The sequence below is a fragment of the Seonamhaeicola sp. ABD4_340 genome, assembly GCF_056312135.1.
In genome coordinates this window covers 2,069,034-2,087,442 of sequence record NZ_CM149981.1, presented here as the reverse complement: position 1 = coordinate 2,087,442, position 18,409 = coordinate 2,069,034, and the positions used below count along the sequence as shown (strand labels likewise).

Here is an 18,409-nt window from a genome sequence, read left to right as displayed (position 1 = left end):
TTTAGTAATTTATTTTTTAATTTTTGGTTTTCTGTGCTTATCCATTCTTTCGGCTGCTTTACCTTCGTAAAGGCGTTTTAGTTGCCATAGTGGTCTATCTAAAGTAAGCTCCCACTCAAATAGTTTTTTATATAACTCTCGGACTAATTCTGGTTTTTCTGAAGCTAAATCATTCACTTCAGAAATATCTTCTTCTATATTATAAAGTTCTGCAGGTCTATCTGGAAAACGAATTAACTTCCATTCATTATGACGAATGGCTGCTCTGTTTTCTTTTTTCCAAAAGAGTGTTTTGTGTGGTTTCTCTTTTATTTCTCCTTTTACAAATGGCAGTAAATCAACACCATCTAACCCATCAATTTGTGAAGCATTGCCACCTGCTACATTTACAAATGTTGGCAATAAATCTAGTGTAGAAACTGGGTTATTATATATTGAATTTGGTGCTAACACTCCTTCCCAAGACATTAAGAAAGGTACACGAATACCGCCTTCTAAATGATTTGCTTTTGTGCCACTTAACGGGTGATTAGATGAATGATTAGTATCTGAAGGTCCGCCATTATCATTTGAAAAAACTATTAACGTGTTTTTGCTTAACCCAAGTTCTTTTATTTTATTGAGCACACGCCCAATAGCTCTATCCATACCTATAGTCATGGCTGCTAAAGTTCTGCGTCTGCCAGTTAAATGCGAAGGAACTTTTTCTAAATCATCCTTACGAGCTTCCATAGGGGTATGCACAGCATTGAAAGATAAATAAGCAAAAAATGGGCGCTCTTTATTGCGTTCAATAAACGCAACTGTTTCATCTGCTAAAATATCTGTCATGTACTTTTCTGGTTGTTCATTGTATTTACCAAATCCGTACTCTAGGTGTTTTTCTATTTCATCTGATGGGTTTTCGTTATTGTAAGCCCAGTAGCTTCTGGCACCACTTCTAAAACCTACAAACTCATCAAATCCTCTTTTTAAAGGATGAAATTCATCGGCATGCCCCATATGCCATTTACCAAAAACAGCTGTTTTATAGCCTAACTTTTTAAGGTAATCTGCAACTGTAACTTGGTCTAAAGGCAACCCCATTTCATCACTTAAATAGCGAGATGAATTACTCATATACCCCTTTACATTGTTTTCTTCAAACCCAAATTTCTGCTGATATTTACCCGTTAACAATCCTGCTCGAGATGGTCCACAAACTGCAGCAGACACATAGGCTTGTGTAAACTTAACACCCTTTTTAGCAAGTGCATCTAAATTAGGTGTGCTAAAATCTTTGCTTCCTTGAAATCCGAAATCGGCATATCCTGCATCATCAGAAAAAATGAACAGAATATTAGGCTTTTGTGCCACTACTTTTTGGTGACTACAAGATGTAATCACCAAAAGTAATAAGCATAGTTTAGTAAAGTTTAGTTTTGAAATAGTCATTAATAAAATAATGAATGTTTTAGTTTTATCTACCCATCCAACCACCGTCTACAAGAACGATAGCACCGTTCATGTATGAAGCAGCTTCAGATGCTAGGAATACTGTTGGTCCTGCAAAGTCTTCTGGATTACCCCAACGACCTGCTGGAATTCTTGATAAAATTGATTCTGATCTTACAGGATCATTACGTAAAGCTTCAGTATTGTCTGTTGAAATATAACCAGGTGCAATAGCATTTACATTTACGCCTTTACCAGCCCACTCATTAGCAAATGCCATGGTTAACTGGCCAATAGCACCTTTACTAGCTGCGTATCCTGGCACTGTAATACCTCCTTGAAAAGTTAATAATGATGCTGTGAAAATTATTTTTCCGCTACCTCTATTAACCATTTCTTTTCCAATTTCTCTAGTTAAAATAAATTGAGCGTTTTGGTTAACCTCAATTACTTTATCCCACATATCATCAGGATGGTCTGCCGCTGGTGTTCTTAAAATTGTACCCGCATTATTTACTAGAATATCAATTTGAGGATGATCGGCTTTTACTGCTTTTATAAACGCATATAATGATTCTCTGTTTGAAAAATCGCACTGATAAGCACTGAATGATTTTCCTCTTGCTTCCACTTCTTTAGACACTTCACTGCCTTCTAACTCTAAAGATGCTGAAACACCAATAATGTTGGCACCAGCCTCAGCTAAACCTATAGCCATTGCCATACCAATACCGCGTTTACAACCAGTTACTAATGCCGTTTTTCCTTCTACACTGAATTTATTTAAAATACTCATTTTTATAATTTTTTGATTTATTGATGTTAACTATCAATCTGTTTTACATTATGAAACACAGACTAACTGCCTATTTTTTTTAAAGTTGACAATCCATTAAAACTTTCATGCCATCAGGGTTGTTATCAATATTTTCAAACACTTTTTGAATGTTTGATAACGGTTGCACATCTGTAATCATATCTTCAAAAGGCAACTCATTTGCAGTGATTAATGCAATTGATTTTTCATAATCTTCTTTTTCATAAACACGCGCACCAATTAACTTTAATTCTTTCCAGAAAAACTTAAATAAGTTTACAGGTTTAGGTTGCCCATGTATTGCAACCATTACAATTCTACCTCTTATTCCTGCAACTTCTGTCATTATGTCTAATGCTGGCTGAACGCCTGCTACTTCAAAAACAACATCGGCTAATCCGCCTTCGGTTTTTCCTTTTACGTAGTCAACTAAATCAACATCTAACGGACTTACAGCTTCTAAGCCCATAGATTTGGCCTTAGCTATTCTTGTTGGGTTAACTTCAGAAATAATAACCTGAGCACCAACCTCTTTAGCAACCATAGCCACTAAAAGCCCTATAGGCCCACCACCTAAAACAACTGCGGTTTCGCCTGCTTTTAAGCCACTTAAACGTACATCATGCGTAGCTACAGATAAAGGCTCTATTAAAGCCGCTAATTTTAAATCTGTATTCTCTTTTAATTTATGTAATGTAAACGCAGGCACATTCCAGTATTGCTGCATTGAACCAGGACTATCAATACCTATAAAATTTAACTCCTCACAAATGTGATTGAAACCTTTGTCTGACGCCTTAACTTTACGATCATCTAAAGGGCGAACCACCACTTTATCTCCTTCAGTAAAGCCATTAACCCCTTGGCCTACAGCATCAATTACACCAGACATTTCATGCCCAATAGTTTGTGGCATTGCCACACGTTTATCCATCATACCGTGGTAGATGTGTACATCTGTACCACAAACTCCTGAATAGGCTACTTTAATTCTCACTTCGCCTGCTGCTGGAGTTTCAATTTGCTTTTCTACAACTGAAAAGGTTTTGTTTCCTTCGTACTGTGTTGCTATCATTTTAATTTAATTTAACTAATTATTGAAACTTTTAATTTCTACTATTTATCAATATTACTTATTGTTTTTCATTACTAGTATGACAAATGATTTTTAATACAAAACATTTATCTTTTTCAAATATTAAAATAAGATTTATATACGAAAAACAAATCCAATCCAACAGCATTAAAAAAACTCAATTGTTTCAAATAAGGAATTAGTTTATTATTTGAAACAAATATAAGAAATTTTACTGATGCTTATTATAAAATTTTTAAAATTTATACACTTCTGTATTTTTGGTTATATTAAGGAAATTAGCACAACCATTTTTTTAAAAAAATATATGACATCTAACCTTTAAGGAAGACCTATTAACACCTGCTGTTAGGGTGCTAAATACCCTAATTTTTCAGAAATATCTAAGGCGTATTTTGAAACAATTTTACCTTTTTTATGAAACTCATCATGCGGCAACCTACCGTGAGGCGCTGTTATCCATAATGAAGCTACCGGATAACCGTACTCATCAAAAATTGGAGCACCAATACAATGAATACCTTGAATATCTTCGCCATTATCTATAGCGTATCCTTTCTTTTTAACCTCTTTAAGTTGTTCTCTAAAAACAACTTTTGATGTAATAGTATTTTTGGTAAACTTATTTAATGTCATTTGTTTGATAATACTATCAGACTCTTCATCGGGCAAAAAAGCTAATATAGATTTACCTCCAACCGAACTATGCAAGTTAAATTGGGTGCCACGCTCAACAAATAATTTTACAGGGTACGATGATGAAACCTGCTCTAAAATAGTACCTTTTTTAGACCCTAATATAACACCTAGCATTACAGATTCTTTAAGCTCATCTCTTAAAGCTCGCATAACATCAATAGACATTTCAACAATACTTTGCTCATTCATTGATGAAATACCAAGTGTGAGCATTTTTCTTGAAAGCGTTATTTTTTTGGTTGTTTCGTTTTTTTGAAGATAGTTTTTAAAAATTAAGGTATTTATTATTCTAAAAGCACTTGTTTTTGAAATATCTAGAACATCAATAATTTCAGTTAATGTAAGACCTTTTGAGTGGTTGGCCAATAACTCTATTATTAATAAACCACGTTCTAAATTAGGAACATTATAATTTGGTTTAGCATCATTACTATCTTTACTCATATCATATTTGTGTAGAAAACAAAAATAAGATTACTTGGGTAATAAAAAAATTGGCTGCGAAAAATCGCAGCCAATTTTTAATTACTTATTTAAAATATTTTTTTACTTCTTACTTTCTTTCACCTCGCCTTTTGCTGTATGAGCTGTTCTTCTTTTAGATGAAAAACGCATAATGCTTTGGTAGTTCCAGTTATTGTAAACATGTGTTAAACCCCAACGTAAAATTTCGGTTGGCTCTTTTTCTACATCTGCAGTTCTGTTTAAACCTATAGCATGGGCATCTACGCTTTTTAACACAGACATTATTTCAAAATTTATACCATCTGGCGCCCACTGAATAGTATTTTTTTCAGGACCATCGGTAGTTATTAATGACGCTATACCACCATTGTATGGCCATACACAAATTTCATGACCACTATTACTAATTGGGTTGTAAGGAGATTTTACGTATGGCCCTAAAGGATTATCAGCAATAGCAACACCGTGACGTATTTGGCGGCCACCAAAGGTAATTTCTTCACCCATTTGTTCGCCTTTGTAGTATAAGTAAAATTTACCTTTATATGGAATTATACACGGATCATGCACTTTATGGCTATCAAAATCGCCTTTCTTTACAACCATACTTCTATCTTGTAAATTATCACCTTTCCAGATTCCATTATCTGCAGGACTTAAAATTGGCTCATCAAGTTTAGTCCAAGGGCCATCAGGTGAATCTGCCCAAGATAATCCTACTTGGTTTTTAACTCTTACATTATAAGGTGATTTTACTGTTTGGTAACATAAATAATATTTACCCTCATGCTCCATAATTTCAACAGTAAACACAGATCTATCATCATAAGCACCTTTTTCACCTCGTTTAACTGCTACACCTTCTTCTTTCCACGTCCAACCATCTTCAGATGTTGCATACCAAATATCACATCTATCCCAAGGAAATACTTTTTCATTTTCAATATCACCACCAAAACCTTGCGTTTCTCCAGTACTTTTTGAATACCAAACATAATATTTCCCATCATGCTTAATCATAGCACTAGGATCTCTTCTTACAACACCTTCTTCATAAGCTAAATCACCTTTTAATGGTTTTAATGGACCAAATTCTATAAACCATTCGTTACCTAAATCTGTTGGCCATTTTAATGCTCTTTTTGATGCCGCACTTAAATGATTTACATCTGTAATTCCTAAGTGATCTAATTGTTCTTTTGTTATATTCATATATTCTTCATTAGAGGCTCTAGACTCTTTAGCCTTTTGCTGCGATTGCTGTGAGTTACACCCTACCATAATTAATGTTAATAAAATTGCAGTTATTAAATTTACTGTTTTCTTCATTTAGTTGGAAGTTAAGCTGATTAGTATATTTTTTTGAATGCCAAATGTAAAACACAATACATAAAGTACTTAATTTAAGACTTGACAAAAACTATACTAGCAAAAATAAACGCAACAAACATTATTAATATATAACAAATTTCCAAAATAAGAATAGATATTACCAAAACACTAATTACCTACTATAAATTTTAGAGATGTTAAATCTATTTGACTATTTTCTAAATCTTTTTTAGAAATTGATGTGTTCCAGATATATACTTTACTTAAACTTTTATTTTTGGCCAAAATAGGCAAACTTGCTTTGGTAATTTTTGTTCCAAAAAGGTTTAAAACTTCTAATTGTGGTAAATTAATTTTTGAAACACCAGCATCAGTTATATTATTTTTATTCAGTTTTAATTTTTGAACATTTTTAAACTGATTTATAACTGCCACATGATCATCTACTAATTGATTATTTTCTAAATACAGCCATAAAATATTATCTTTTATTTTTGAAAGTATTTCTAATTTTGATTTTAATTCTGCAGAATTATTAGCCGTTATGGTATTTGCAGGCAACTCTACGGCGTAAATATTTGAATTAAACACTAATTCAGACACACGAAAACCTTGTGCTACTATTTCTTTTAATACATCATCAGATACTTTAGGTAGCGCTTTTAAACTTGCCTGTTTTGCAGCACCGGCACTTAAGCCTAACATATTTGATGCTATTTTTGAAATACTTTCAGGTGTTTCAACCGCGCCTACTGTATTTGAAAATCCTGCAAAGGCATTATTAATCCAGTATTTAATAACAGCCACTTCCTCTTCAGTTAATGGTGTCTTTCCTTCTGGCGGCATAAAATCTTCATGATGCGGATTCAACAGAACGCGTTTTACAATTTCAGATTTATTGGCATTACCAACAACTACAGCTTCACCACCTTTACCTCCTTTCATTATTGAAAGCGAATCTATTAATGACAAACCTCCTTTTTTCTTACTTTCATTATGGCAACTGGTACATTTTTCATCTAAAATTGGCGCAACTAAGTAATCAAAAACCACAGCATCTTCAACTTTTTCAATCGGCACTAATACTTTTTCTTCTTTTTTATTAAAAGGCATATACTTTGTTAAATAATCACTACCGTGAGTTAAATTACCACCGTAATGCCCTGTAACACTTAATAAAATTACAATGATTGTTAATGCTGAAATATTTGCTTTTACTTTGCTTTTGTTTGGCAACTTAATTCTATCAACCCTAATTAACCAAGCTACCAAGGCTAAAGCTGTTGTAAATACACCAAACCAAAAGTGGCTATCGAGCATATTTTCATCATAATCTCCACTAAGCGATAACATGTAACCTAAAATACAAGCAACTAATGCAGAAAGAAAGCCCAACATTAAAGCCAAAGGAATGGCTACTGTTATATTTTCATATTTTTTCTTTCTTCCGAAGATTTCTAAAACAAATGCGAAAAATAAAAATCCTATAGGAAGATGCACTACCAATGGGTGAAACCTTCCTAAAAACAAGACAAAGTCTGATGTTTCATTCATAAAACAAAAAGTAAATTCTTTAAATACGTGTTAATTTATACGGTGCAGAATGGTTGGCATTCCATTGGCAGATGTAAATATTTTTATCTTCATCAATACACACATCATGACCATGTAAAATTGGTTTTTCATCAATTTGATATGTTTTTTGAAGTTCGCCATTTTCATAAACTGGTGATGTACCACCTGGGTTAGACACCACTTTATCGCCCTCCATAATGGTAACAAACCCAGTATGATCTCTCCAATTGGTTTTACCTACTTTTGGTTGAGACCAACATACGCCTGCATATAAATTATCATCATCAAAAACAGCTCTACAAACCGACATATTTGGCATTTTAACTGTTTTTACATATTTACCATCTAAGGTAAAATACTTAAAACACTGCTCTGAACGCGATGTACAAACCACCATAGGGTTTCCTTTTTCTCTGTAATCTATAGCAACACCATGAGCACTTTTTAACCTGTAGTTTGGATCTGAGTTATCACTACCTCCCCAATGGCGGATATATCTTCCGTGTAAATCGTATTGAATAATTCTACTTTGGCCATAACCATCGGCTACATAAATATCGCCATTAGGCCCAATGGCAGTTTCGGTAGGGCAAAAATCTTCACCTGGTTTATAAACTCCAATAGTCATTGGGTGTCCAATATCAAAAATCACCTTACCATCAACGGTAGTTTTAGCAACACGACCATTGTGTTTTACCATTTTGTTGTTTTTACCTAATGCCCAACCAGAATCTGTTATATATAACATATCTTCACCACCTTCATCATGCAATGTTAAACCGTGACCGCCTTGGTAGGCTGTTCCCCAATAATCTAACAATTTACCAGATTTATCAAAAATTAAGATGTTATTTTGAGGATGATCACCCACCATAATTAAGCGCCCTTTACTGTCCATTACCATTTCATGACAATTAAGCAATGGAATTCTTGTAGAACTCATTTGCGCCCAATTTTTGGTTAACTTGTACTTATAATCACCATGCCCTAGAATAGTATCGGTTTCATTAAGTAAATGTGTTGAAGTTTCCTTTTTTGTTATTATTGAAGCTCCAAAAACGGACGAAGACGAAGCTAAAGCAGCACTGGCTGCCAATCCTGTTTTTTTTATAAAATTTCTTCTAGAAGACATAGTTTAGTTTAATTAGTTTAGTTGTTTTTTAAGTTAAAATATCTTTTACCACATGACCATGCACATCTGTTAGCCTATAACGTCTTCCTTGGTGTTTAAACGTAAGTCTTTCGTGGTCTACGCCAAATAAATGGAGTAATGTTGCATGAAAATCATGCACATGAACAGGATCTTTAGTAACGTTATAACTAAAATCATCAGTTTCACCATAGGTAAAACCTGGTTTTACACCGGCACCTGCCATCCACATTGTAAATGCTTTTGGGTGATGATCTCTACCATAATTTTTTTCAGTTAATTGCCCCTGTGAATACACTGTTCTACCAAACTCACCTCCCCAAACAACAAGCGTATCATCTAGCATACCGCGTTGTTTCAAATCTTTTATAAGGGCCGCTGTTGCTTGATCTGTTTGTTTCGCTTTATTTTTAACTCCACCAGGACAACCAATATGTTGATCCCAACCTTGGTGATATAATTGTACAAACTTCACGCCTTTTTCTAACAATTTTCTAGCCATTAAGCAATTTGCGGCATAGGTTCCGGCATCTCTACTATCTTTTCCATACATTTCAAAAACATGATCTGGCTCATCAGAAGTATCTGTTACTTCAGGAATAGAGGTTTGCATTCTAAAAGCCATTTCATATTGCGCCATTCTAGATTGAATCTCAGGATCACCGTAAGCATCATGCTGTATAGAATTCAGCTCACTTAAATAATCAAGCATTTTCTTTCGGTCTGTACCATCATAATTATCAGGATTATTCAAATACAAAACAGGATCTTTACCTGAACGGAATTGCACTCCTTGATGTTCTGTTGGTAAAAATCCATTACCCCACAAACCAGCTTTTAATGGTTGGCCTTTACCATTTTTAGAAATTAACGTAATAAAGGTTGGTAAGTTATCATTATCTGACCCCAAACCATAACTCAACCAAGAACCAATTGATGGACGCCCTGGTAGTTGATGACCAGTTTGCATAAATGTAACTGCTGGTGTATGGTTTATTTGATCTGTTTGCATTGATTTCACAAAACATAAATCATCTACCACTTCAGATAAATGCGGCATTATTTCGCTTACCCATGCTCTAGATTCTCCGTATTGTTTAAATTTAAACAATGAAGGCGCTACGGGCAATGTGCTTTGGCTACCACTCATACCTGTTAAACGTTGACCACCAATAACAGATTCTGGTAAATCTTTACCAAACATATCTACTAATTTTGGCTTATAGTCAAACAAATCTAACTGCGATGGCCCACCGCTTTGAAACAAATAAATAATACGTTTTGCTTTTGGCAAATGGTGCGGAAGCCCTAATTTATTTCTTGTAAAGCTATCAACAGCTTCATTTTTACCAATAGAACTCCAAGCTTTTTCTGTATTAAGTAAACTACCTAAAGCTAAGGCTCCAATTCCTAAAGATGTTTTCTTTAAAAAGTGTCTTCTGTCAATTTGTTTTTCTACACTTTGAAGATCTTTATTGTTAGATCTTAATATATCATGATGATCACACATATTATGAAATGATTTATCGTTTTGTTATAAAAGCATCAGAGTTAATAATTGTTGATGCTACTACCGCATTTGCAGCAACTAAAGCTATATCGTCTTTGGGGTCTAATTTATGCTCGCCAATACTTATCCAGCCTTTTGCTTTTGCGTTATTATTTTGAAATTTTTCAAATTCAGATTTTTGTAAATCTGTAAGAATTGCTAATTCTTCTTTCTTAATAGATCGTCCGGTTAATTTCTTGTATGTTTTTGAAATACCTTCGGCTACACTATCATATTCTACCATTTTTTTTCCTAGTACTCTAGCAGCTTCAACAAATGTTGGGTCATTGAGTAAAACTAAAGCCTGTAATGGTGTGTTTGTTTCTTGTCTTCGGGTGGTACATAAGTCTCTTGAAGGTACATCAAAAGTTGAAATAGTTGGGTGTGGTACTGCACGCTTCCAAATAGTGTACATGCTTCTTCTGTATAAAGCTTCACCTTCACCTTGCGGATACGTATCTCCAGTTACACGCCATAACCCTGGCGGCTGATACGGATGCACACTTTTGCCTCCAACAGTTTCATTTAATAAGCCTGAAGCATAAAGTGCGTTATCTCTTAACATTTCACCAGATAAACGTTTTGAAGGTCCTCTAGCCAGCAACCTGTTTTCTCCATCAATTTCCATTAATTCTTTACTTGCCAAACTACTTTGCTGATAGGTATTAGACATCATAATTAGCTTATGAAGTGCTTTAACATCCCACCCAGACTCAACAAACTTAATGGCCAACCAATCTAATAATTTTGGGTGTGAAGGTAGCTCACCTTGGTTTCCAAAATCTTCGGCTGTTTTAACAATACCAATTCCAAAAAGGTTTTGCCAATAACGATTTACAGTTACTCTGGATGTTAACGGATTATCTGGATGTGTTATCCATTTAGCTAAACCAATTCTATTTTTTTCAAAAGCATCAGTAAATGGGAAAATTTCTTCGGGTGTGTTGGGAAAAACAGAATCTGTTGGTTGGTCATACTGCCCTCTATCTAAAACATAAGCTTGCCTTACTTTCGGGCTTTCTTTCATAACCATAATTTGTTTCACATTATCTACACTATCAGCTAAAACCAAACGTTCTTTTTCTAGTTTTTCTAGTACTGAATTATATGGTTTTGAATTTACAGATAAATAGTATTTTGAAAGTATATTTTTTTCATCAGCAGTTAAATTTCCAACAGCTTTTTGCTTTATTGCATTCAACTTATCTGCCTTTGAAATTTGCATAACCTCAACCTGGGTTAATTCTTTTTCAAAAACCATTAAATTATCTACCACCGCGCCCCTAATGCCTTTTCCTCTCCATACAGCTCCAATACGTAAACCAGGTTCTATGATAGGACTATTTTCATATAATTGTAATCCATGGAAAATGATGTCTTTATACAAGTTATCAAACGTTGTTTTAGTTTGAAGTTTTTCACCATTCATATAAATAGATACACCACTTGCTTTACTAGAACCATCATAAGTCATGGTTAATTGCACCCACTGTTCTTTTGGCACATCATTTAAAGATTCAACCACTAAAGCGTTATCTGGCCATACGTGTGCTAATAGCGCCTCAAGTTTATTATCTTTTATCTTAAGATGATACCCTCTAAAACTATGTAACTCTGGGCTATTCATTTTATGAAAAATAACACCAGTTTCTAAATTTTCAGGAATAAAAACATCAATGGCAATTGAGAACGTTTCTGCTCTTTGGTAAATACCTATCTTATCAAGATCTAGCCAAGTATCACCATCCATATACAATCCTTTGCCTTGAGCCCCTTTTTTGAAAACAGCGGGTTCGTTTTTAGCAAATTGTTGACGCATTCGAATATTATTTTTCCCATTACCGCCTACAGTATTAACAAGTTTACCACTATCAAAATTAAATGCAGCTACTAATTCTTTTGGTTTTGTTTGAGATGGAATTTTTTTATAACCTTCACTAACAATCCAATCTTGAGCTTTTTTGTGCTCTTCACTTACAATAGTTTCAAGAGATTTTTCTGTATCATCAACCAGTGTTTCTAAATATGCTAATACTTTTTCTTGTTCATCGGTTGGCAACATCATTGCTGGTACTGGCGTAGCATTATCCCATGAAATAAGGCCAGTTTCATCTACATTATTGAAAAAACTAAACATTTCGAAATAGTTTTTTTGCGAAATTGGATCATATTTATGGTCATGACATTTGGCACATTCTAAAGTTAAACCTAAAAACCCTTGCCCTGTAACAGCAGTTCTATCTGCCACATATTCTACACGAAACTCTTCATCAATAATACCGCCCTCCATATTTTGCGGATGCAATCTATTAAAGGTAGTTGCCAGCCTTTGTTCTCTAGTTGCATTTGGCAACATATCACCTGCCATTTGCCAAAGTATAAACTTGTCATAAGGCATATTTTCATTAAAGCTTTTTATCACCCAATCTCGCCATGGCGATGTGTCTCTAAATCTATCAACACTATAACCATGCGTATCTGCGTAACGCGCTAAATCCATCCAATCTAAAGTACGTTGCTCACCGTATTTTTCAGTAGCTAAAAGCCTATCTATTTGTTTCTCAAAAGCATTTGGAGCATCATCGTTAACAAACGCTTCAATTTCTTCTAATGTAGGTGGCAAACCCGTTAAATCTAACGATGCTCTTCTTAATAGCGTTTCTTTATCTGCTTTTTCCGAGAGTTTTAAATCGTTTAACTCTAGTTGTTCTAAAACAAAATTATCTATAGGATTAGCAACTTGCTCTTTATTTTTAACATTAGGAATAGCATGATTTTCGGGTTTTATAAATGCCCAATGATCTTTATATTCAGCACCATCTTCAATCCATTTTACTAACACCGCCTTTTCGTAATCAGACAAGGTTAAATGCGAACTTGGTTCTGGCATTATTAACTTTGGGTCTTCAGTAATTATTCTATGAAAGAACTCACTTTTAGATAAATTACCAGGTTTAATGGCAACTTTCCCCGGGTTTTCAGGCAACTCTGCATAGGCCACCTCTGCTGTATGCAACTGCAAGCCACCTTTAATATTTCCTGCATCTGGCCCATGACATAAATAACATTTATCTGATAGTATGGGTTTTACATGCTGATTAAAATCTAATTTCTTAGGCAATTTATCATACTCTACAGCAACGGTTTCAGGTATATCTGGTCCGCCACATGAAAACAAAAAAGACACCAATAAAGAAAAGGTGATAAATCTCATATTTTTTAACATAAAAAATTACTATTGAATTTTTTTTTCAAATATAAATGAAAAGTTTACAACGGCAAACATCAAAATCAGACTATAAATTGTACATTTCCGATATTTAACTATTTTTAAATTTTAATTTTAAATACTTTTGAAGTATAAAAATTGCTATTTTCAAAACATTATAACAGCAAAAAACGCTAATAAAATGCAACAAATCCTTCATAATATAAATTTAGATTTGCTACATATAGGCTACGCCAAACTAGACAAAAACTGGAACTACAATAATGTTATTAGTCCTTTTTCACGCTTATTTTACGTAACCACAGGAAACGCAAAAGCATACCATAATAATGTTGAATTTAATTTGCGCCCTGGCTTCATGTATTTAATACCTAGCTACACATTTAATAGATACAAATGCGATAAATACCACGAACAGTATTATATTGGTTTTTTTGAAGAAACAAGCAACGGCCTATCTATTTACAACCTAAAAAACTTTAAGTATGAGGTTAAAGCATCAATATCTGATGTGCAATATTTTAAAAGACTTATAGAACTAAACCCAGATATGGCCGTTACAAATAGCGACCCTAAAGCCTATGTAAATAAACCTTTAAAAGAAGTTTTTTTAAAAAAAGAAAACACTAAAAGCTATAGCAAATTATTAGAAACACATGGTATTTTATCTATTTTATTATCTAGATTTATTGATGAAAGCACGTTAAAACACACCACCAATACAAAAACAAATTTTGAAAAAGTTTTAATTTACATTACAGAACATTTGCATGAAGAACTTACCGTGAAAAGTTTAGCAAATTTTTGTCATTTAAGTACAGATCATTTTTCAAGAGTATTTCTAGAAAATTTTGGTATGCGGCCTTTAAAATATATTCAATCTAAACGTGTAGAAAGGGCACAACTTTTGCTTTTAACAACCAACAACTCTTTACAACAAATTGCAAGTAAAGTAGGCTTTGAAAACACTTCATACTTTTCTAGAATTTTTAAAAAAATAACAAACAAAACACCTAATAAATTTAGAAAAGAACAACTAAGCCATTAACAAAACCTCATATAAACTAAAATAAAACCATTTGTTGCACAATATAATTTATAACTAACTTTTTTTAACTCAAGGTATAACTACATTTGCTTAGCAACTTAAATTACAACTAAACAAAAAACCCATGAAATCACTATTAAAAAAGCTGTTTTTCTGTAGTATTACACTTTGCTTTTTAAACTGTAACAATTCTTCAAAAGAAACCGCTTTAGCTACATCTCAAATTGAAACACCATCAAAAACCAATAAAAAACCAAATATCATTATTGTTTTAACAGATGATCAAGGTTGGGCAGATGTTGGCTTTAACGGCGCAACAGATATTCCTACACAAAACTTAGATAGACTAGCTTCCGAAGGTGTCATATTTTCAAACGGCTATGTATCGCATCCTTATTGTAGCCCTTCTAGAGCAGGTATTTTAACAGGCAGATACCAAGCAAGATTTGGGCACGATTGTAACATGCCATATCAGGGTGAAAATGATAATACTGTAGGCACTCCTTTATCTGAAAAAATGATTTCTGAAGCTTTAAAAGAACGAGGTTACAAAACAGCTGCTATTGGTAAATGGCACGTAGGAGACCACCCAGACCTACACCCTAACGCACAGGGCTTTGACCACTGGTTTGGTTTTGCTGGTGGCGGCATGAATTTTTGGGGTATACCTCAAAGTCCAACAAATAAAATTGTACGCAATGGCAACGATGTTTCACAAGATGAGTTAAGTTATTTAACTGATGATTTTACTGAAGAAGCCATTAATTTCATTACCAAAGAAAAAGACAATCCATTCTTTATATATCTTGCCTACAATGCACCACATGCACCAGACCACGCAACAGAACAATATTTAGAAAACACAAAACATATAGAATATGGCGGAAGAAGTGTGTATGCCGCCATGGTTAACGGTGTAGATGTTGGTGTTGGCAAAATAGATTCAACCCTAGTTGCTAACGGATTAAAAGAAAACACAATTATTGCATTTTTAAGTGATAACGGCGGAAGAAAAGAACATGCTGATAACAGACCAAACCGTGGCCATAAAGGAATGATTTTTGAAGGCGGTATTAAAGTTCCGTTTTTTATCTCTTGGCCTGCCGGTATTAAAGCTAATCAAACTTACAATAAGCCTGTAATTTCATTAGATTTATTTCCTACTTTTTTAAATGCTGCTGGCGGAAACATTAATAACGAACCACAACTAGAAGGCGTTAATTTATTACCATATATTGAGGGTAAAAACACTAATAGACCTCACGAAAAACTTTTCTGGCGCTCTGTGGGTGGCTTTGAATATGCCGCTAGAATTGATGATTATAAATTATACAAAAGTGCCTACAAAGAAAAAACCTTGTTATTCGATTTAAAAAAAGACCCTTTTGAAAGAAACGATATTGCTCAAAACAATCCTGAAATAGTTTCTAAACTAGAAAAAGCATATGCAGAATGGAATTCTAAAAACCTGGAACCTGGTTGGGTAGATCCGCACCCTGAGAATGTAATTAAAGAAGAGAAAAAATTTCAAGCCATTAGAAATAAATCATTAAAGCATAAAAAATAATGAACCTTAAAAACACTTTTTTAGCAACAGTTTTTTGCTTAAGTTTTTTTATAAGTTTCGCACAAGAACGCCCTAACTTCATTTTCATATTAACTGATGATCAATCTTATGGCATGATGGGATGCACTGGTAACGAAATTGTAAAAACACCCAACTTAGACAAACTTGCAAAAGATGGCACTTTATTTAAAAACGCACATATAACTAGCGCTATTTGTACACCAAGCAGAATTTCAATTTTATTAAGTCAGTTTGAAAGAAAACATGCCGTTAATTTTAATTCTGGCACCAGTGTTTCAAATGAAGCTTGGGCTAAATCTTACCCAGTGGTAATGAGAAATGCGGGTTATTACACAGGCTGGATTGGTAAAAATCACGCGCCAATTGGTAAAGGCGGTTATGGCAGCGGCCTCATGGAAAAGAGTTTTGATTATTGGTATGCAGGACACGGCCATATTAGATTTTACCCAAAAGAAGTCCACAATATTTTTAATGACGCCATTGCAGACACACAGGTTGAAATTATTAACGAAGGTATTAATGATTTTTTAGACCCAAACGAACGCAAACTTAAAGGCGCCATAAAATTTTTAGAAAGCAGACCAAGCAACAAACCCTTTATGCTATCGGTAAATTTCAACCTACCTCACAGTGCTGGTACTGGCTCTATGAAATTACGAAAAACTGATGATGACATTTACAAAACCATGTATCGTGATTTAGATATTCCGCTTCCTAAAAATTACATTGCAAAAAAAGATATTATAACACCCAAATTACCTGCTAATCTTTTGAAAGTTGAAAACAGACAAACAGGTTACAACTACGTAGACAAACCCGAAGATAATATAGAACGCTACACTCGCCAATTACAAGCCATGACTGGTATTGACAGGTTAGTTGGTAACTTAAGAGAAAAGTTAAAAGATTTAAAACTTGACAAAAACACCGTTATAATTTTCACATCAGACCACGGGTTATTTATGGGTGAACAAGGCTTAGGAGGAAAAGCTCTGTGCTATGAAAAAACCACACATGTACCTATGATTGTTTACAACCCTTCTTTAAAAAAGAGGCAAAGAGGTTTAGAAAGTGATGCCTTAGTACAAAGTATAGACGTTGCACCAACTATGTTAAGCTTAGCTAGTGTGAGTATTCCTGAAGAATTTCAAGGTAAAGACATTTCAAACTTAGTTAAAGGTGATAAAACCGAAGTTAGAGATTATATTTTTACTGAAAACTTATGGGCAACACAATTTGGTAATCCTAAAATTGAAGCCGTACAAAACAAAGAGTGGAAATACATACGCTACTACAAAAACACCAGTTTTCCTGCTTTAAAGAAAATTGCTGCTGCCAAAGAGCTTGGTTTAAACATAAATGATATGCTTTATAAAGTACATGATACTGATATTGCAATATATCGTGCACTTTCTAACGGATCTCTTGAAGGTGAACAACCAGTTTATGAAGAACTTTACAACTTAAAAAATGACCCTTCAGAACTTAAAAACCTAATTAACAACCCTAAACACGCTTCGGTTTTAAACCAATTAAAATCAGTTTGGAAAAAAGAATTAATTAAAGCTCGTGGTAAAGGAACACCAAAGGTTTATAGATACACTTATGAAAGTGAATCAACATCTAATTATAAAAGTAAATAATATGAACAGTATTGTTTACTGGTGGTCCTGCTACATTTCATGAAAAACACCCTTTTAAAGAAGTAAAAGCTCAAAAATTCAGACTACGTGTTTTAGAACAAAATGGCATTCCTGAAATTGTAGAACTCACTTTTGTAAAGAATTAATAAAATGAATTTTACAAATTCAAGAAAGCTTGATTTGACACTTGATTTTTGAATTTATTAGTGACCGCGAAGGGATTCGAACCCCCAACCCTCAGAGCCGAAATCTGATATTCTATCCAGTTGAACTACGCAGCCTTTTTTTATTTTTTTAAGCTAATTTAGCTTTTACTATATTTGAAATGGTTTTACCATCGGCTTGTCCTGCTAATTGTTTGCTAACAATTCCCATTACTTTGCCCATATCTTTCATGCCTTCAGCCCCTGTTTGCTCAATAGTAGCTACTACTACTTTTTCAATTTCCTCATTTGTTAAAGCTTCGGGTAAAAACTGACTAATAACTTCTGCTTCAGCTAATTCTGGCGCCGCTAAATCTTCTCTACCTTGTTCTAAATAAACAGCTGCACTATCTTTACGTTGTTTTACTTGCTTTTGTAAAAGTTTAAGCTCTTGCTCTTCAGTTAACTCATCGCCTGCACCACTTTCGGTTTTGGCTAAAAGTATGGCCGATTTTACGGCTCTTAAAGCTGTTAAAGCTGTTTGGTCTTTGGCTTTCATTGCTTCTTTTAAAGCCGTCATTACGTCTTGCTGTAAACTCATTTTTTATTTTTTTTAGAATGCGAATATAAGAAATTGTAGT

Annotated in this window: 14 protein-coding genes and 1 tRNA gene; 4 read left to right on the top strand and 11 right to left on the bottom strand. The window is 33.9% G+C overall.

Annotated elements, in window-relative coordinates; genetic code table 11:
* Positions 1 to 9: 9 nt before the first annotated feature.
* The 9 genes from ACYX4H_RS09020 to ACYX4H_RS08980 form a co-directional block, all read right to left on the bottom strand.
* Entirely contained in the window at positions 10 to 1,434 is a 1,425-nt protein-coding gene (locus ACYX4H_RS09020; RefSeq protein WP_476235927.1) for a sulfatase, read from the bottom strand.
* A gap of 25 nt (positions 1,435 to 1,459) precedes the next feature.
* A complete protein-coding gene (locus ACYX4H_RS09015) occupies positions 1,460 to 2,224 on the bottom strand; it encodes an SDR family NAD(P)-dependent oxidoreductase (RefSeq protein ID WP_476238653.1) in 765 nt (254 codons plus the stop codon).
* 85 nt (positions 2,225 to 2,309) lie between these two features.
* Complete coding sequence (locus ACYX4H_RS09010) at positions 2,310 to 3,326, bottom strand: zinc-dependent alcohol dehydrogenase (protein WP_476235925.1); 1,017 nt, start codon at positions 3,324 to 3,326, stop codon at positions 2,310 to 2,312.
* A gap of 369 nt (positions 3,327 to 3,695) precedes the next feature.
* Complete coding sequence (locus tag ACYX4H_RS09005; protein WP_476235923.1) at positions 3,696 to 4,490, bottom strand: IclR family transcriptional regulator; 795 nt, start codon at positions 4,488 to 4,490, stop codon at positions 3,696 to 3,698.
* A 102-nt stretch (positions 4,491 to 4,592) separates the two neighbouring features.
* Positions 4,593 to 5,723, bottom strand: coding sequence for a glycoside hydrolase family 117 protein (locus ACYX4H_RS09000; RefSeq protein WP_476238652.1), 1,131 nt, complete (start codon positions 5,721 to 5,723; stop codon positions 4,593 to 4,595).
* A gap of 288 nt (positions 5,724 to 6,011) precedes the next feature.
* The gene (locus ACYX4H_RS08995; protein WP_476235921.1) at positions 6,012 to 7,397 is read right to left on the bottom strand and encodes a DUF2231 domain-containing protein; all 1,386 of its coding nucleotides are present in this window, start codon (positions 7,395 to 7,397) and stop codon (positions 6,012 to 6,014) included.
* 19 nt (positions 7,398 to 7,416) lie between these two features.
* The gene (locus ACYX4H_RS08990) at positions 7,417 to 8,550 is read right to left on the bottom strand and encodes an NHL repeat-containing protein (RefSeq protein ID WP_476235919.1); all 1,134 of its coding nucleotides are present in this window, start codon (positions 8,548 to 8,550) and stop codon (positions 7,417 to 7,419) included.
* A gap of 28 nt (positions 8,551 to 8,578) precedes the next feature.
* Positions 8,579 to 10,078, bottom strand: coding sequence for a DUF1501 domain-containing protein (locus tag ACYX4H_RS08985; RefSeq protein WP_476235917.1), 1,500 nt, complete (start codon positions 10,076 to 10,078; stop codon positions 8,579 to 8,581).
* Between the two features lie 13 nt (positions 10,079 to 10,091).
* Positions 10,092 to 13,331 carry a DUF1553 domain-containing protein gene (locus ACYX4H_RS08980; protein ID WP_476235915.1) on the bottom strand — a complete coding sequence of 1,080 codons (3,240 nt, stop codon included), beginning with the start codon at positions 13,329 to 13,331 and terminating at the stop codon, positions 10,092 to 10,094.
* 196 nt (positions 13,332 to 13,527) lie between these two features.
* On the opposite strand from ACYX4H_RS08980, the gene ACYX4H_RS08975 reads away from it, so the two are divergent.
* From ACYX4H_RS08975 to ACYX4H_RS08960, 4 genes are all read left to right on the top strand, one after another.
* Positions 13,528 to 14,394: a helix-turn-helix domain-containing protein gene (locus ACYX4H_RS08975; RefSeq protein ID WP_476235913.1), complete on the top strand. Its 867-nt coding sequence runs from the start codon at positions 13,528 to 13,530 to the stop codon at positions 14,392 to 14,394.
* A gap of 124 nt (positions 14,395 to 14,518) precedes the next feature.
* Positions 14,519 to 15,961 (top strand): sulfatase-like hydrolase/transferase, encoded by a 1,443-nt coding sequence (locus ACYX4H_RS08970; RefSeq protein WP_476235911.1) that lies wholly within the window; start codon positions 14,519 to 14,521, stop codon positions 15,959 to 15,961.
* Positions 15,961 to 17,625, top strand: a complete 1,665-nt coding sequence (locus ACYX4H_RS08965) for a sulfatase-like hydrolase/transferase (RefSeq protein WP_476235909.1) — start codon at positions 15,961 to 15,963, stop codon at positions 17,623 to 17,625. The genes ACYX4H_RS08970 and ACYX4H_RS08965 overlap by 1 nt, the downstream gene beginning before the upstream one ends.
* A gap of 11 nt (positions 17,626 to 17,636) precedes the next feature.
* A complete protein-coding gene (locus ACYX4H_RS08960; protein ID WP_476235908.1) occupies positions 17,637 to 17,771 on the top strand; it encodes a hypothetical protein in 135 nt (44 codons plus the stop codon).
* A gap of 61 nt (positions 17,772 to 17,832) precedes the next feature.
* On the opposite strand, the gene ACYX4H_RS08955 is transcribed toward ACYX4H_RS08960, so the two are convergent.
* Together ACYX4H_RS08955 and ACYX4H_RS08950 are read right to left on the bottom strand one after the other, a co-directional pair.
* Positions 17,833 to 17,906: transfer RNA gene (locus ACYX4H_RS08955), tRNA-Arg, on the bottom strand.
* Positions 17,907 to 17,919: 13 nt separating this feature from the next.
* A complete protein-coding gene (locus ACYX4H_RS08950; protein ID WP_475294383.1) occupies positions 17,920 to 18,369 on the bottom strand; it encodes a GatB/YqeY domain-containing protein in 450 nt (149 codons plus the stop codon).
* Positions 18,370 to 18,409: the final 40 nt, after the last annotated feature.

Bases quoted from the DNA above. Each gene is read 5' to 3' on its own strand.
- ACYX4H_RS08970 (WP_476235911.1), top strand. From the start codon at position 14,519: ATGAAATCACTATTAAAAAAGCTGTTTTTCTGTAGTATTACACTTTGC.
- ACYX4H_RS09005 (WP_476235923.1), bottom strand. From the start codon at position 4,490: ATGAGTAAAGATAGTAATGATGCTAAACCAAATTATAATGTTCCTAAT.
- ACYX4H_RS08950 (WP_475294383.1), bottom strand. From the start codon at position 18,369: ATGAGTTTACAGCAAGACGTAATGACGGCTTTAAAAGAAGCAATGAAA.
- ACYX4H_RS08980 (WP_476235915.1), bottom strand. From the start codon at position 13,331: ATGAGATTTATCACCTTTTCTTTATTGGTGTCTTTTTTGTTTTCATGT.
- ACYX4H_RS09020 (WP_476235927.1), bottom strand. From the start codon at position 1,434: ATGACTATTTCAAAACTAAACTTTACTAAACTATGCTTATTACTTTTG.
- ACYX4H_RS08990 (WP_476235919.1), bottom strand. From the start codon at position 8,550: ATGTCTTCTAGAAGAAATTTTATAAAAAAAACAGGATTGGCAGCCAGT.
- ACYX4H_RS08965 (WP_476235909.1), top strand. From the start codon at position 15,961: ATGAACCTTAAAAACACTTTTTTAGCAACAGTTTTTTGCTTAAGTTTT.
- ACYX4H_RS08995 (WP_476235921.1), bottom strand. From the start codon at position 7,397: ATGAATGAAACATCAGACTTTGTCTTGTTTTTAGGAAGGTTTCACCCA.
- ACYX4H_RS09000 (WP_476238652.1), bottom strand. From the start codon at position 5,723: ATGAATATAACAAAAGAACAATTAGATCACTTAGGAATTACAGATGTA.
- ACYX4H_RS08985 (WP_476235917.1), bottom strand. From the start codon at position 10,078: ATGTGTGATCATCATGATATATTAAGATCTAACAATAAAGATCTTCAA.
- ACYX4H_RS09010 (WP_476235925.1), bottom strand. From the start codon at position 3,326: ATGATAGCAACACAGTACGAAGGAAACAAAACCTTTTCAGTTGTAGAA.
- ACYX4H_RS08975 (WP_476235913.1), top strand. From the start codon at position 13,528: ATGCAACAAATCCTTCATAATATAAATTTAGATTTGCTACATATAGGC.